This is a genomic window from Flavobacterium sp. HJSW_4, assembly GCF_042436695.1.
Classification (GTDB): Bacteria; Bacteroidota; Bacteroidia; order Flavobacteriales; family Flavobacteriaceae; genus Flavobacterium.
The window spans coordinates 1-17,149 of record NZ_JBHNPP010000022.1 but is presented as its reverse complement, the minus strand read 5'-3'; the positions used below and the strand labels follow the sequence as shown (position 1 = coordinate 17,149).

Below are 17,149 nucleotides of genomic sequence, written 5' to 3'. Positions count from 1 at the left end.
CAGAGAACTTTGAAACTTTATAAGTTAACATAAGCGAAGCCCTCATTCACGTTGCTGGAGCTAGTGATAGCCCTAATCTCATTCGATAGAATGTTTTGTCACAACCGAAGATGAGGGTTTCGTGCGTTTAATATTTTCAGAAAAATGACAAAAGAAAATCAAAAACCAACACATCGTGATGTAGTGCCATCCGTGATTAATTTCCTTTCAGACGAAATGTTTGATGGAGATTACAAAGAACAGCCAATGTATTTGCAGGAAATCTTCGAGCTCCTCATGCATACAGAATTTGGCGATGATATTTTGTTAAGGCAAAAAATGCTAAGCTGTTTACGAACAAGCAGAAATCTGGCAGAAACTTTAGCTCCGTTTTCAGACAATCAAATTCATAAGGCTTGCGCCAGTTTAAAAATAAACCAATAAAAACCCAAACCCTGCCAATACCAATTGGTGGGGTATTTTTTTGCAATCAAATTGTACTTTTAATTCGCGAAATTTTTTAACACTTAAAAGATGTTCTTTTAAGGAAAACTTGCTGTAAAATTCTTATTTTACAGCTTCAAAATAAAAGCCAGTAAAGATGAATATAAGCATCTCAGTTAAACAATTAGGAAAAAAACATCCGCTTCTTCAGGAGAAGAATATCGCTTTGGCGATAGAAAATCCTGTCATTACCACACAAAAACTCATAGAATCGATTGTTGATCATCAGGTACAATTGTTCCGTTCTGCTTCATTTGAGTTTGAAGACGAAGACAAAATCCATCTTCCAAAAGAAAATTATTTGCCCATTCTTACCGATACCGGAAAAGTGGGTTTCGGCGCGCTTTACAATCACAATCAAGTAGATTTGGCCAAAGCGCAGGAAAATGCCATTCAAGCTTTCGAAGACGGAATGTACGCGGTTTTCTATGGAGACGATCAGCTAGAAACGCTAACCGAACAAATTGATTTATCTCAAAATAAAAACCTCACTTTTATCAGGCTGACTTTCTTAGCGGGAAGTTATTGGTAGTCAATATCAAATGTCAATGATAAATAATATCAATTTCAAAAATCAATTAAAAATTAGTTGAGGTACTGTGGATATGTGCTTATTTCAGCAACACAGAACTCATAAATTATAATTCATAACTCATAATTTCACAATCATGACGATAGAAGATCTTTTAAAAAGTAAAGTAATTGAAAATCCAATTAAGAGATTTAAAAAAGAACTGGAAGAAATTGTAAACAGCAATCTGGTTACGAAATTATTTTCTGGAACAAAACTAAAAAAAGAAGTGGCGGAGTTTGGTCTAGAACTCTTAAAACTTCAAGACAATTATTATAGCACTTATATTACTCTAGGTTCTGAAGCGGCAGAAAAGTTTGCAACTTTGGTCAAAGAGAATATGTGGGAAGATAAAGAGTATTACGCGCTTTTGCTTTTCTTTTTTGGCGAAGAAAATGCTGTGTACGTAAAAGAAGCTTGGAGCAGATTGCCTCAAAAAATGTATCAGAATGGTTATACGCGAAGAGCATTTAGAGCACCCAATCATAAAAGTTATTTGCTTGTAAATCAGATTAATTTTCTGCGTTCTTTGTTAAACGGACCTTATAAATACCATTATCAAAACAGCAGTACTTTATATTATAATTTAAGTATCGAAGACGAAATTCGTTACGATAGCGAGATTTCAAATACCATTAATAAATTCATGGTTTGGTCTGCCGCTTTAGATTCTGGCAAAGAAGGACTTTATCAATTATTTGAAGATATTATTTTCAATAAAGATGCTCACGGAAAAGTGTCTAGAAATATCATCAAAGCACTTTTAAACAGCGAAAAACAACAAAACTGGGAGTTGGTAGAAAAACTGCTTCTTGCAGCTCAGCGTCAGGAAGGTTTGCGCCAGACTATTTTAGAAGCTTTAGACGAAACAAGTATCGGAGCTTTGCAATACATGATTAAAGTTTTGATCGACAATAAACTAACTCGTTTTTCATCAGTTGTCAGAGCGATTGATACGTGGACAGGTTTGGGTTGGGATTCTGAAAAAGAAACGGTTGTTCGTAATATCATCGAGTTGGCTTCGGGTTATTTTACCAAACCAGAAACGATTCCGACTGGCATTAAAAGCAAAAACAACAACGAAGTTTATATGGCACTTTGGGTTCAAGGTGTTTTAGATGTGGAGAAAGCAGTTCCGTATCTGCATGAATTATTAGAAAAAGGTTCGGCTGAAAAGAAATCTTTGGCATTAAAATTTGCTGGAGAAACTCACGATCCTTATATCGAAATGCCACTTTATTTTAAGGCATTAGAAGATGAAAATCTACAAGTTTTAGCATTCGCAGTTCCGAGAATGAATTCTTTGTTGGAAGCCAATACAAAATCGAAGTTTTATATTGAAAATGCAGATTACCCGAACTTCTTTGATAAAGTTTACAATCTGGCGCAAAGCATTACCGAGAAAGAAAAATCTTTTGAAGGAAAAGTATTTTCATGGCTGAATGCGAAGTTTGAAAGAGATACGCTTTATGCCGCAGCGATTAATTTGGTTGGCGATAACAACGAAAGATTAGAAGCGGTTTTACAGCATTTTGAAGGTTTTTCGATCAATTTAAGAGAGAAACTGACGAGAAATTTATTAGGAGGTTTTTACAGTTATTCATACTATAGCAATCAAAACAATCAAACCAAAACAGAGCCGACTGAATTTCAGAGAAATTTTGCCTTACGTATTTTAAAAGATAGGGGAGAATCTCTTGTGGCTTCGGCGGTTAATGTTTTAAAAGATTTGAGTTTAACGGAAGACGAATTGGCGATTTTTCAGGAATTATTTAAACGTAAAAATTCTAATTTAAAGAAAAATCTAACGGCAATTTTGATCAAGCAAGAAGATCAAAAAGTAATCAATTTCGTTGATCAGACTGTAGAAAAAGGCGATTTAGAACAACGTATGTCTATGTTGGATGTTATGTTGCAGCTTCAAAAAAATAATAAACTGACAGATAAAGTTAATGATTGGGTTCAAGATTATCTGAAAAGACCAAAAATTACCGAGAAAGAAACCAAGTTTATTGAGCAGTTAGAACCTTCAAAAAAGCAAGATCTTTTAAGCGCAGAAAACGGTTACGGATTTTTTACGCCAAACGAAATTTCGGCTTACGAACTTCCAAAACCAAAAGCAGATTCTCTGTATGCAAAATCGATAAAAGAACAGCAATACGGTTTCTCAAAATCGATAACGCATATTAAAGACGAAATTGCGAAGCTTTATAAATTGTTTGAAGAAAATAGAAATTACGAATACGAAATTGAAAACTACGATAACAGCAGATCGACTGTTTTATTGGGGAATTCTTTTAGAGAATTAAAAAATCTGAAAGACGAAAAGAATTCAGAATTGGCGGCTACCAATTATCCGTTGTATGAAGTTTGGGAAGAATGGTTTACAAAATCTGGTCTTGCCAATAGAGATTTGTTTTTGATCACAATGATAAACAATTGCGATCGAAAAATCTGGAGAGATTTTCTAGAAAAGCATGTTTTTTACTTTAAAGAATTATTGCCTCACCCAAACAAAAGAGGTTACGATTGGGATAATCCGATCTTGAATATTCTAAATGCGTTAAAGATAAAATATGCTTTTGAAGAGAAAACAGATTTCTTAATTGACGCTTGCAGCACTTTGTACGCAGATCTTCCAGATTCTGTAAAAGAGTTTGAATATGTGCCAGGTAAAAATGAGTACTATTACAATAATAATAACGGAAACGGCTGGCAGAATCAAGGTTTCTTTGATATTTATTTGAATAAAATCGAGATGCTTAATTTAACAGATGAACAAAATGCTAAGGTTTGGCATTTGTACAGATGGAGACAATTGAACGGATTGGATAAAAATAGATCTTTTTCTAAACCGCCAATTCACTTGTTTTGCATTGCGTTTGAGCAAAAATTAATTACCGAAGGCGAATTGTACGAAGGTATTTTAGAAAGCGAAAGAATTTCTGTTTTAACAAGCGAAACCAAACATTATAGACATTTCGGAAGCGAAGATTTAATTAAAAAGTTTCCGTTCCTAGTTCCGATGATTGATAAAATCAGAGAAACGTTTTTGGATGTTGAGGTGAAACGAGGAGATTCTAATACGACGGTAACACATTTGGTACAAAGTTTCCAGAAGATTTTTGGTGCCAACCGCTTAGTCGAATTGATTACGGCACTTGGAAAAGCAAGTTTATACAAAGGTTATATTTATTCTTGGAGTTACACTGATTTAACGAAACAGAAATTATTTAGTTTCTTATTGAAAAGATGTTATCCGTTAGCGACAGATACGCAAGAAAGTTTTAATGCTTTAATTAAAAAAGCCAAAATCTCTGAAGAAAGATTGATTCAGACTGCGATTTACGCGCCGCAATGGCAAAAGTTCATCAGCAGTTATTTGGATTGGAATGGATTGGATGAAGGAATCTGGTGGTTTCATGCGCATACTAAAACAGCATCTTACAATGCTGCAAATTCAGAATTAGAAAGTGAAGCAGCGAGATTTTCAACTTTAGATTTACAAGATTTTAAAGATGGAGCTGTCGATAAAGATTGGTTTACATCGGCTTACAAAAAATTAGGAAGAGCAAAATGGGAACTTTTATACGAATCTTCGAAATACGTAACAGACGGAAACGGTCACAGACGTGCGAGATTGTACGCTGATACGATTACAGGAGATTTGAAAATTAGAGAAGTTACTGCGAAAGTAAAAGACAAACGTGACCAAGACTACTTAAGAGTTTACGGCTTGGTTCCGTTGAGTAAAGCAAGTCCAGAAAAAGATATTTTGGCGCGTTACGAATATTTGCAACAGTTTAAAAAGGAAAGTAAAGAATTCGGTTCGATGAAACAGGCGAGCGAAGCTTTGGCGATTCGTGTTGCGTTAGAAAATTTAGCAAGAAATGCAGGTTATCCAGATCCAGTTCGTTTGACTTGGGCAATGGAAACAAAGCAAGTTCAGAATATTTTATCAAAAGAAACCGAAGTGGTTTTAGACGATGTTACGATTAATTTGGTCATCAATAATGAAGGAAAAGCTGATTTGGTTACGTATAAAGCAGGAAAAGAATTAAAATCGATTCCGCCAAAATACAAAAAAGACAAAGGCATTCTGGAATTAACAAACTACAGAAAAACCATGCGCGAACAATGGACGCGTTCGAGAAAAGGTTTAGAAGAAAGTATGATTCGTGGCGACGAGTTTTTATTCGCAGAAATGCAAAACCTTTTTGAACATCCAATTATTTCGAAACATCTGGAGAAATTAGTTTTTATTTCGAATGACGATAAAATTGGTTTTTATGTCGATGGAAGTTTGGTGACTGGTTTAGGAGAAATGATTTCGTTAAACGAAAAACAAACTTTTAGAATTGCGCACTGTTTTGATTTGCATAAAAATAATGTTTGGGTTGATTACCAGAAATATTGTTTTGACAACAAACTGCAACAGCCATTCAAACAAGTTTTCAGAGAATTGTATGTTCCAACGCCAGACGAATTGAAAGAGAAATCTATTTCAAGACGTTACGCAGGACATCAAGTGCAGCCGAACCAAACTTTGGCTTTATTGAAAACAAGAGGTTGGAAAGTTGATTACGAAGAAGGATTGCAGAAAGTTTTCCATAAAGAAGGCTATCAGGTAAAAATGTATGCGATGGCCGATTGGTTTTCGCCAGCAGACGTTGAAAGTCCGACTTTAGAAACGATCGAATTCCATTCTTTAAAAGATTATAAAAACATTTCTTTTGAAGATATCAATCCGAGGATTTTCTCAGAAGTAATGCGCGATATTGATTTGGTGGTAAGCGTTGCCCATGTTGGTGGCGTAGATCCAGAAGCAAGTCATTCTTCTATCGAAATGAGAGGTGTTTTATTGAGAGAAACATTGAGATTGTTTAAAGTGAAAAATGTTGAAATCAAAGAAAATCATGCGATCATAAAAGGAAAACTAGCCGATTACAGCGTGCATTTAGGAAGTGCGGTTGTGCATCAGCTTCCTGGTAAATATTTATCGGTTCTGCCAATTCATTCGCAGCACAGAGGACGTTTGTTCCTTCCATTTGCAGATGAAGATCCGAAATCGGCTGAGGTAATGTCTAAAGTTTTATTGTTTGCTAAAGACGATGAAATTCAAGATCCAACGATTTTGAGCCAGATTGATAAGACGTATGCATAAAACCAAATATTACGTTTCCCACGGTTGAAACCGTGGGCAATGTTTTTTTTTAAACCGTTAAAATTTGCGCTTTCGCGAAAGCGAATCCGAAAAATCTGCGTCTAAATTTTACGCGTTTTAAACCTGTCCCACAAAAAGAAAAGAATGAAAAAAACTTTAAAATATATCGATGGAAATTCAGATAAATTCTGGGAAATCAATGTAACAGGATTTGAATTTACAGTTACTTACGGCAAAAATGGAACATCAGGAACTTCGCAAACCAAAAGTTTCAGTACCGATGAAGAATGCATGAAAATGGCCGAAAAACTAGTGAGCGAAAAACTGAAAAAAGGATATTCTGAAAGCGGAGAAGTTACTGTAACTGCAAAACCAAAAACGGCTAAAGGTGCAAGCGCTGCAGCTGTTTTACAGGAATACGACGATATTATAAAAGGAAAAGATATTAAACTTTTACTGCCATTTTTAAAAGAAAATTCAAAAGGCAATATTGAAGCTTTAAAAAAACAGATCAAGAAAAATAAAAGATATTGGACTCAATACATCGATTTATCAAAAGAGCCAGAATTTCTTAAAAAGAATAAAACCGGTAATAACTGGGGATCTTCCTGGGGAACAAGAGGTGATTTTCAGCAAAAAGAAATTATCACATTAAGTGCCATCGCATTATTTGATAAAGCTGATATCAATTCATGGGATGAAGCGCTTCAATTATTAGATGAAACGAATACTAAACCTTATGTTTTAGAAACGCTTCAATGGGCAAAACCAAACTGGCTGGAAACTTTTATTCTAGAAAAAGTAAGAAGAGAAGATTGGCGAAGCTTTAATTACTATACTTTGCGTCAGTTTGAAGAACTAGGTTTGATGCAATTCAACCCAGAACTGTTTGCTTTGTGTTTGGCCAATACCAACGAGTGGCATGCTAAAATGAAATCCAGAGTTTTTATTGCAAAAGTTTTAGAAGATAAAATAACCTATCAACGAGATATTCCTGAGGTATTCAATTATGAAACAGGGCTTCACAATATTTCTTTTAGGGATAATGATAAGCAAAGCCACGATGAGTTTAGTACTTGGGCGATTATTTACAAGTCATTGTTGGATGAGAAAAAAATGGATCGTGCTTTCTTTTTTGAAAATGCGATTCAGATTCAGACCAAAGAATGGAACAATAATATCAAATCGTTTTTTAGAAAAAGAATCGAAGAATTCAATGCCACAGAAGACGAGCTGATTGTATATCAGGAAAATATATTTTCGCTTTTACACAATGCGTATCCGCCAATTACAAGTTACGGAGTCGAATTGGTTAAGAAAATATATACGCACCCAAAATTTAAAACCAAATCATTTTTAGAATGGCTGGAGCCGATGATGATGCGAAGCGACTGCAAAGCGGGAATCAAAAGTGTATTGCCAGTTTTAGAGAAAATAAGCAAAGCCAATCCGAAATTAAACAATCAGATTGCTGCAATTATAGCCGATATTTTTGTAATTGCCGATTTGACTTTACAAGAGCGCGCAAGCAAATTAGTATTGAAAATAGGTTCTGCGAAGGATAAAGTGTTGAAAGAAAAACTGTCTTCGTATGCGACTTTAATGCAAGGAAATATCAAATCGGGTTTGGCTCAGTTTATGGATGAAGATTCATTAGCTGTAGATGATGCTGGTTTTGAAGAATATCAATTCGAAACTAAAAAAGAATTGTTATTGACAGAAGAAGTGCAGTTGCCGCAAGATTGGAACGAGATTTTGTTTCAGTTTGGAAATTTCATTGCTTCAGAAGAAGTTCTCGATACCGAAATCTTAATGAATACTTATATTCAGCAAAGAGATTTATTTCCAGATGATTACAGTAAACAATTACAGCCGTACGAAAAACAGCTGAACAAACATTATTTTGAAAGTGTTCATAAGAACTACATGAAATTATTTTTGTCTCAGAAAATTGCCAACATCAACAATAAATTTGATGCGAGAAATGGCCATTATCTAAAAATAAACACGCTGACTTTAATCAAACCTTTGTTGGAAAAAGTACAGGAGAAAATCGAATCCAATTCGAAATTGCCAATGCTTTCTTTTCCAACCCATAAACCATATTGGGTGGCTCCAAAAGTTTTGTTAGAAAGAATAATTGCGTATCAAAAAGCAAATGAAGAAATAGATTCTCTAGATTTAGCCATTGCAATTGCCAGAATGCCAAGAGAAAATGCCGAAGAAGCAATTCCGTTATTGACTCAGATAGAAGGCGAATTGAAATCCTTAATGTCATTTGCTTTAGGAGCAGAAGACAAACTGACGATCGATTCTACGTCATTAGTTTCAAAACTTTTGGCTACAATGGGCAAAACGACTAAAGAAACCGGAAATTTATCTTTATGGGTGGTAGCAGCAAGAACTTTTTATCCAGACAATACATTTGCAGAATTTGAAAATACGTATTTGAAAGAAGTTCCGTTTGTGGTTTCTCCTTTCCAAACTGAGTTTTCATTCAAAGAAAAATGGAACGAATGGAAACATTATCAAACTGGAGTAAGAGAAAGATCTCCATCGTGGTACGAACTTCGTTTAGAATTGCCTCAATACATTAAAACGCCAAATTATCTGCTTTATAGTCTTGATATTTACAAGAGATCAAACAGCTGGGATTATAATCTAAATTACGCTGGAAATACGTTTTATTGGCACAGTTTAACGCCGCAAAACTCAGATGCTTTGGCGATGACTTTGCTGAACAACTGTATGCTTCCAGATGGTTCGAAACCTGAGTTAAGAGGATTTATCGATGTAATGAACAGACCAGAATTTAGATTTTCTGAAAATGTTTTGTTTTTATTCGCGCTTTGTTTCTTCCAAGAAAAGAAAGAACTGCGTTTATTGGCGTCAGAAACGTTAATTAATTTGATCGAAAAACAAGTTATAGATATTGAAAAATTTGCTGAAAAAGCAGCCTTTACAGCAACAGGAAAATATGGTGCTTTTTCTAGATTAACAGACGGAATTATCGCTTTAAAAGATATTTCGCCTTTGCATAACAGTGCATTGCTTCTGTTTTTTAATACTTTCTTTGCTAATTTGGATGTACAAGAAAAACTGCCAACGAATTTTAAGAAAATGGTAGAAAACTATGTCGATGTTTTAATTAAAACGAATCAGAAACCATCAGAAAAAGCGATTGCCTTTTTCGAAAAATGGAAAGATAATGCTTCGCTTAAATCATTGATTAAGCAAATTTTAAAATAAAGAAAATGACAGATTTAGAATATAACTATAAAGGAATTTCGACTTACAGCAAAACAAAAGGAATTAATAATCTTGTTTTGGCGCATCAAACTGAAATCGAGGAAGTAAATAATATTCCGTGTTTTTTCTGGGGAAGTTTGACTGATCCTTATGTTACAGCAAAATGTTGGAGTACGATTGCCAAAGTAGTTCGTTCGAGTTTTGGACCTATTCCGCCAAGTCTTCGAGACCCGATTGTTTCTGCGGGTTCAGAAAGATTGCGTTTTGAGGGATTTTCTTCTTGTAACGGAGTTTACGTTAGATTAGATATGAAGCCAGAAGCAGTAGACGGAGAATTTATTGCCAACGGAACAACCAATGTAGATTTCAACGATCCAATGCTGAATGCTTTGAACGCCATTCAGAAAAATGAAAAAGTAACTTTAGCTGTTGGACAGCAAGATGTTCAGGTTATAACTAGCAAAGCAAAAGTAGTAGAGAAAAAAGTGACGTTGCCAATGCGTTGGATAAAAGGTCTAACCAGCGTTCAATTGTATTTGGCCGATATGGATTTGAAATTCGAATTGAATAAAATCCAAACCATTCAGCTATTTCAAAGTTTGCCAAAAGGAAGCGTAAAAGGTGATTTCTTTATTACCAAAAGAGCTGGAAAATTTATGTTTTCGACTTTGGCTACAGCAGACAGTGTGCGAATAGGAGGTGTACAAAGATTACGACTGTTAGAAGGAATTCTTTCTATAGTAGATAAAATCTTCGTTTATGAATCATCAGACAAACAAACGTGTTCGATTGTATGCGAATTTGGAAAAATGCAATTATTAATGGCGTTTTCTCCAGATTCATACCGCGGATTTTCAGGAGAAGGAAACGTGTTGGAAACCATGACTGAAAACCTTCCAATGGAATGGGTTTACGGTTTGAATAGTTTATTAAAGTCAAATGAAATGTTTGATCCAACAATGCTTTCGATAGAAAATGATATCGACTTTGGAACCATGGACAACTTGACTTCTAATTTATCTTCAATGGGATTATTAGGTTATGATTTAAGCGAAAAAGCACATTTTTACAGACGTCTTCCGTTTAAAACGGAAAGAATTCTTTCTTTAAATCCAAGACTTAAAAATGCCAAAAAGTTAATCGATAATGAAGAAGTAGAAATCACAGAACGCAGAGCCAATTATATTGAAGCTAAAGTAAAAGGTTCGGGCGTGGTTCATAAAGTAATAATTGATAATAATTCACAGAAATGTACTTGTGATTGGTTTACAGCTTATCAAGGAAAAAGAGGAATCTGTAAGCATATTTTAGCGGTAAAAATGACAATCTCTTAGTATTATGGTTCGATTCTTCTATAAAAATGATTCTATGAATAATTCTTTAGCTAATTTTAGAAAAGCTATTTACAGCATTTTTCTTTGTCTAGTGTTTTCAAGTTGTTTTTTGCAGACGCAGAAAACCAATGATCCTATAAATGATGCCAATGATATTATCTTAAAAAAAGTATTTTCTGAAGAAATCATTTTTCCAGATTATAAAACATTGAAAAATACGAAAGAAGTTTATGCAGAGTATACAGAAGGCTCATGGAAAGGCAGAAATTATACTTTTGAATATGATAAGCAACAGCGCCTTATTTCTTATAAAACAAAAATAAATGATGATATTGATACGTATAAAATAGAATATCTTGAAAATGGAACAATAAAACAAATTGATCATATGAATGAAAGAATCGATTTTAAATTGAAATCCTATGATACGATATTGTTTAAAAGACCAGATTCACTTACTTTACAGGTATTGGAGCGCTTTGGTAAAGATCATGTTAGCTCTTATAATTTTTACTACGACAATTTACATCAATTGAAAGAAATGAAAGTAAAATCAGATGGTAAAGAAAATAATAATATAAAATATTATTATGAAAATAAAAACCTCAAAAAGACGGTAAGTACAGTTTTTGATGTGAATATGAATACTGTATTGACTTACTCTTACACTTACAGCTATAATAATAAAAATGAAGTCATAGCTTACCTTTATAATAGTATTTTTACGTTTGAAGGAATAAAAAAAGTAGAAAGTAGCAGTTATGTTGTATCGCCTGAAGAAATAAGAGAAATTGGAAAGGGTAAAAAGCAAGTAATTAGTTATAAGTATGACCAACAAGGAAGAAAAATACTTACCACAGATACAAGCATATATTTTCCTTATAAAATGGAATATACTTACAAGGATTTTTGATTACGAAAATAACGTTATCTAAAAAACTGCCCCAAATACTTGATTAAGTTTTTGGGGCAGTTTTTCTATTAGTAAATTTTAAAATCTATACTGGCACTTTTTCGTTTAATGCCATTCTTGTAGCTAGAATATGTTCGCAAGGACCTTTTCGCAATTGATTCGATTTGTAGAAAGAGCACTCGCATTTGCCTTCAATTAGTCGGTTGTCTTTGTCTAAAACTGCCAAAGTTGAATAAATGTACTCTTTATCAGTAACTCTTCCTTTTATCTGTAATTGATCGGCTTTTACAGCAGTATCAATTTTTACGCGGTTTTGCGTAATGTATGCGTTTGCAACCTCTTCTTGTGGACTTGCAAAACGTAAGGTTTTCATATTCAGTGGTTCTTGAGTCAATTCTCTTACGCGATACAGACCTAAATTTAAATCGTAAATCACGCGTCCCGCTTGCGTATATGCTGTCAAAGATGCCGAAACTGTCGACGGATCGAGATTTAGTTTTTTAGCCAAATTATCAGAGGTATCAAACCAATTTTCTTTTAAGGCATTAAAAACTTTTTCCTGCGTAAATAAATCGACATTGGTTCTTGGCGCCATTAAATCAAAGTTTCCAGCGGTGCTCCAATCATTTTTTGTCCAGCCCGAAAGTCCGAGCGTATAAGACATATCACCAAGATCGGCAATAAAAAATGAAGGCAAACCAGATCCTAATAATACGACTTTAAAGTTTCTGGCTACTGGAATTAGTCTTTCCAATATCAATAAACGGCGTCTTCCCCAAATACGAATTGTTTTGGCTTCATTTCCTTGAAAAAGAGAACGATGAAAAGTTAATTCGTCATAAGAAGGTTCGAAAACCGCTTTTATAGGTTTGTCTGGTTCGAGTACAAATCGTAAAGCTCTTGGTCCTTTCTTTTCTTTAAAACGGCGTAAATATTGGCACAAACTAAAGATATCCATAGGATGCAAATCGAGCACTGTAGCCGGAAGCGTCATTGCCGAACTTACCTGCAAAAATCCTCTAACCCAAGAATCGGGCAAATCGATTTTTACTTCTTTATAAACTTCTTCGTTTGTAGTTTTAGCCTCAAAACCAGAAGGATCGATTTTGAACTCAGTTTCTTTGTAATTTCTTATTTTTTGAAATTCGTTGTACAATCCTTCAGAGTAATCAATATTGGTTGTACCACATTTAAAATCACTGATTTCAGTAAATATATTATAGTTGCAACTCAACTTTCCATAAGAGGATTCATCTTTACTGAAACATTCAAAGAATACTTCGTCTGGATGCACCGTAATTACAGGATCGAGAACAAACCAAGCATCTTTGTCATTTTTATATAAATAATCAAAATAAGCAGACTTGGCTTTATTGAAAGGTCCCATAACCGTCGCTTTTTCTTTATGAACGGCGCTCAATTGTTCTTTCAATTCCTGAATACGCGCACGCACATTTTCGATTTGGAAATCGGCCATATATTCGCTCAGCCAGATTTTCTCCTGCTCGGCGGCCCATAATTTGTATTGTTCTTTGTCCTTTGGAAAAAAACGTAAATCTGAAATCACCACATCGTGCAATGCAGAAATAGCTTCTCTAAAAGCGATTTTCTGATTTAGTTTTCCAACAAAAAAAGTCGGTTCTCGCAATGTATCTGGCGAAAAACTCATGCCCGTACTATTGGAAGTGTTATTTACAATCGTGCTGCCACTGTATTTATAATCAAATAACATAACTTAGTTTTTAAGGATTAAATGGGTATTCAAATTTGGATAAAGCGTTTTTAAATCGGTAAGGATTTCAATGCAGTTCGCTTTGTCTTGAATGGCAACCGTTGCCGAAATTTCGTCCAAAATTTCAGTTACAAAGATGGCTGCTTCTTCATTTTTTCTGCCTTCGCTTTGCAAAAATTGAAACACACGTTGTTTGGCAATTCTAGCTTTATGCACTCTAGTTAAAACAGAACGGAAATAAAAATCAAGTTCTCTTAATTTAGGCACATTATCAACAGCATACGTGTTGAGGTAATTGGTCACAAAAAGCTGAATGTTTACGCTCGGGTGCTGACTTAATTTGGTTAAATACGTAACACCGTCGTTTGGGTTAAAGTATCGGGTAATCATTTCTTTTCCAAACTGTTCTACAGCCGGAAGCACAGAATCTGTAATACTGATTAGACAATCTAAATCCCAATCACTCTCATCAAATTCGGTTTTAAAGAAATTAAAAGCAAAAGCTCTTGTGTCATCCCAAGTGGTATCTAAAATGGCCAAAACATTGTTTCTTTCGGCGCGCATTCTTTCTTTATTGGCCATAAAATAATTCCAAGCCCATTGTCTTATCGCCAAAATCTCGTGATTGGCTAAGGCGATAATCTGCGGTATTGTAAATTCAGAAGTACGAGAATATTTTTTCAATATTTCATAACCTGTTAATTGGCTTTCTCTGTAATTAGCGTAAATTAATTTAATAACATCACGCGGTTTTAAAGCCGTGTTCCAATGATTCGGTGTTTCTTCAAGAATGAATTTTTTAAAGAACGAATGAGCGCCTTCAAATTTTTCTTTTCTAATCATTGCATAAACCGCACTTGGAAGCGCAATATTGAAAAAGTCAGCATCAGATTTTCCTAATTTGTTGATGCAATCCAAAGCAGCCGAAAGAACATCTTGAAACGGATTATGGAATAGACTTAGCAGTAATTCATTATTTGCCAGTAAATAATCTGGCTGGTAATTTTGGAATAATTGAACTCCATTTTTTCTAATTTCAAGATTTTCATCTTCTAGAAAAAGTGTAATCAATGAAAACGGAATTTCTTTCGAATCTACTTTTTTAGATTTCAAAATTAAAATCGTACTTGCCAGAAGATTATTTGTCTTCAAATCAGAAGAAACTAAACTTGCTACAATATCCCAGCTTAATTGTTCCAGTTGAGGTGTAGCGATTATTTTAAGTTTTTCGATAGCAATTGCAGCCAGATCGTTATTTTCTGGAGATTCTTCAAGCGTAAGCAATTCGACAATAACTTTTCCGGTTATAACTTTGACTTTGTCTTCGGTAAACGTAAAATTTCCTAAAGCAGAAGCAATCCAGTTTTTTAAATCTGGAATTTCATTAAAAATAAGTTTTACAACATAATCGTTGTCATTAAAAAACAAAGGAATGTTAGCTTCAATCTGTTTTTTTGCCCAATTCCTTGCCGACTCCGTTTTAGAGTTTAATACTTCAGCAACAAAACCAATTTGAGAGGCAAGCGCATCATTTTTTAGAAGTATGGTTTCGAATCCTAAATTATTTGGTATCGCAAAATCACTATTTAAGAGATATAGAATATTAGTCTCGTCAAAACGCTCAATTAAAGTATTAAAATCGTTTCTTACTTTTAAATTATTATAAGCAAATTGATGAATGATATTCATCTGCGTTTCCATAATTAACTGAATGTAAGCTTCTGGAAAAGCATCCCAATGTTCTGGAAATAATTCTAGACGGTTTGAGACTTTGCTTTCAACACTATTTTCTTCTTCCTTAACAATAATAGTTTCTGGCTTTTTTTCTTCTTCTTTTTTTCCAAAAAATGTAGAAAATACTTTTTTAGCAGTATCTAAAACAGAACCAGAATTTTCGCTCTTAGGAATATCATTTGTTTTTATTTCCTGACTTGGCTTCTGATCAATTCTCGTCGGATCATTTGGTGAGTAGTAATAATTTTTAGTTGAGAAAACTTCCTGACCATAAATGAATCTCATTTTTGAATTTAAAATTCGTTTTTTATCATTCCCAAATAAAATAGTCGTCAGTAAAACTAGATTAGTACCTTCTGCATATTCTATTTCCGTATAATAATATCTTTTATCCGTATAATTATATTGTCCATACCCGCTTAAAAGAGATTTGAATTTGTTGCCATAGTCAGATTCTGTATATCTTGATAAGATAGAGACAGCAAATTTCAAGTATTTCTTTGCATCTTTTTCCTCATTCAGCCCTTTTAAGAAATTAAGGCTATTCTTTTGAAAATAAAATTTTGTAAAGTTTGAAAATGCAATTTTGGTGTCTTCTTTTTTAAGTTCTTTTCGTAAAGAAGCATTACTGTTAAACTTTGGATTTTCAAGTTCAAAACGATAGGAAAGAACAGCAACGACTTCAGCATCATTTCTTAAATGCGCTAGTTTATAAATAGCTCTGACATGTTTAAAATACGGAGGTTTGAAAGGAACAGCTTCTAATAAAAACACTACGATTTCGTACAGTTTCGCATCAAATTTTGCCACTAAATACAAAGCAGTCAGATAGGTAATCGCATTATTCTCTAATTCTTCTTTGAGGAAATTAACTAGCGAATCAAAATCTTTTTTATCAATATAATATCTTGCTTCCTGCGGAATAGTTTCTAGAATTACAGTAATATGCTGTTGTAATTCAGACTCTTTTAAGATTTCTAAAAGTCCTTCATGTGAAAGATTTCGGATATATTCTTTTTGTTTTCCTTGAAAAGCATTGGATTTAAAAACCTCTTTACCAGCTTCTGCTTTTAGTTTTGTTAAAGCCCAAATAGCAGCGTAAGTTTGGAAATCATCTCCTTTTGAAGCCAATTTAATTATATAAGGAATAGCTTCTTGAATGTTCAATAAACCAGCTTTCCAAATAACACGACTCGTTTTCCAATTGGTTTTAAAAGTGTTTTTGCCCGTTACAGCATCTTGAAGACGCTGTAGAATAACGCCATTTACGCTATTTGGTTCTACACTTTCTAATGAAGGAAGATCTATAAGTGTTTCTATTTCTGAAGCATAACCTTTAGATTTTTTTTCATTTTCGAGCTTATCAAAAATAACCTGTGCTTTTTCTTCAGATACGTATTCGGGAGTTTTTGTGCCGTCTTTTAATGCAGCGCCTCTTCTTCCGTATCTAAAATTTACCACAAAATTGGTGTCGTCAATAGCGCATAAGTCTATTTCGTATACTTTATCTGAATTTCCTTCTTTATAGAAAAGTTTAATCTGTTTAATTAATTTCATAAATCAAAAGGCTCTTAATTAAAAAATATTCCACCAGTTTTCTGGCTTTTGCTCTATTGTTACTTCTTCTTTTTCCTCTACAACAGGAATAACTATAGGAGTTTCTTCTTTTGGAATACTTATTTTTTCTATGTACGGTAAGCCGTGAAGCTTTATAATGTTTTTCAAGTTTTGTTTAAATGCAGCTCCTTTTTCAGGATTTACCATATTGATATAATTGATATAACCTTCTATGGCATTAATTACATGAATAGCTTTTCCCCATTTCTGGTCTTTCCAGCCATTTTTTTCGATATTATGAAGAAGGGCGCGAAATTTTCGTAACTGATTTCGATCAACATTAAGTTTTTCGTTTACAACGATTCCGGTTACTTTTTGCTGCATTCCTTTTCGCATCACATGAATTTTTTCA

General features: G+C 33.9%; 9 protein-coding genes. 6 read left to right on the top strand and 3 right to left on the bottom strand.

What is annotated here, in order from left to right; translation table 11 throughout:
* Nucleotides 1–144: 144 nt before the first annotated feature.
* The 6 genes from ACE01P_RS18170 (at nucleotide 145) to ACE01P_RS18145 (ending at nucleotide 11,714) form a co-directional block, all read left to right on the top strand.
* Nucleotides 145–423, top strand: a complete 279-nt coding sequence (locus ACE01P_RS18170; RefSeq protein WP_379700340.1) for a hypothetical protein — start codon at nucleotides 145–147, stop codon at nucleotides 421–423.
* Nucleotides 424–580: 157 nt separating this feature from the next.
* Complete coding sequence (locus ACE01P_RS18165) at nucleotides 581–1,015, top strand: hypothetical protein (RefSeq protein WP_379700339.1); 435 nt, start codon at nucleotides 581–583, stop codon at nucleotides 1,013–1,015.
* A 136-nt stretch (nucleotides 1,016–1,151) separates the two neighbouring features.
* On the top strand, nucleotides 1,152–6,218 hold the full coding sequence (locus ACE01P_RS18160; RefSeq protein WP_379700337.1) for a DUF4132 domain-containing protein: 5,067 nt from the start codon (nucleotides 1,152–1,154) through the stop codon (nucleotides 6,216–6,218).
* A gap of 144 nt (nucleotides 6,219–6,362) precedes the next feature.
* Entirely contained in the window at nucleotides 6,363–9,467 is a 3,105-nt protein-coding gene (locus ACE01P_RS18155) for a DUF6493 family protein (RefSeq protein WP_379700335.1), read from the top strand.
* Nucleotides 9,468–9,472: 5 nt separating this feature from the next.
* A complete protein-coding gene (locus ACE01P_RS18150) occupies nucleotides 9,473–10,801 on the top strand; it encodes an SWIM zinc finger family protein (RefSeq protein ID WP_379700333.1) in 1,329 nt (442 codons plus the stop codon).
* A gap of 34 nt (nucleotides 10,802–10,835) precedes the next feature.
* The gene (locus ACE01P_RS18145; RefSeq protein WP_379700331.1) at nucleotides 10,836–11,714 is read left to right on the top strand and encodes a hypothetical protein; all 879 of its coding nucleotides are present in this window, start codon (nucleotides 10,836–10,838) and stop codon (nucleotides 11,712–11,714) included.
* An 85-nt stretch (nucleotides 11,715–11,799) separates the two neighbouring features.
* Here ACE01P_RS18145 and ACE01P_RS18140 read toward each other — a convergent pair whose 3' ends face one another.
* The 3 genes from ACE01P_RS18140 to ACE01P_RS18130 form a co-directional block, all read right to left on the bottom strand.
* Nucleotides 11,800–13,446 (bottom strand): SWIM zinc finger family protein, encoded by a 1,647-nt coding sequence (locus ACE01P_RS18140; RefSeq protein ID WP_379700330.1) that lies wholly within the window; start codon nucleotides 13,444–13,446, stop codon nucleotides 11,800–11,802.
* A 3-nt stretch (nucleotides 13,447–13,449) separates the two neighbouring features.
* The gene (locus tag ACE01P_RS18135) at nucleotides 13,450–16,737 is read right to left on the bottom strand and encodes a WGR domain-containing protein (RefSeq protein ID WP_379700328.1); all 3,288 of its coding nucleotides are present in this window, start codon (nucleotides 16,735–16,737) and stop codon (nucleotides 13,450–13,452) included.
* 18 nt (nucleotides 16,738–16,755) lie between these two features.
* On the bottom strand, nucleotides 16,756–17,149 hold a 394-nt coding region (locus ACE01P_RS18130), incomplete at its 5' end, for a hypothetical protein (RefSeq protein ID WP_379700326.1).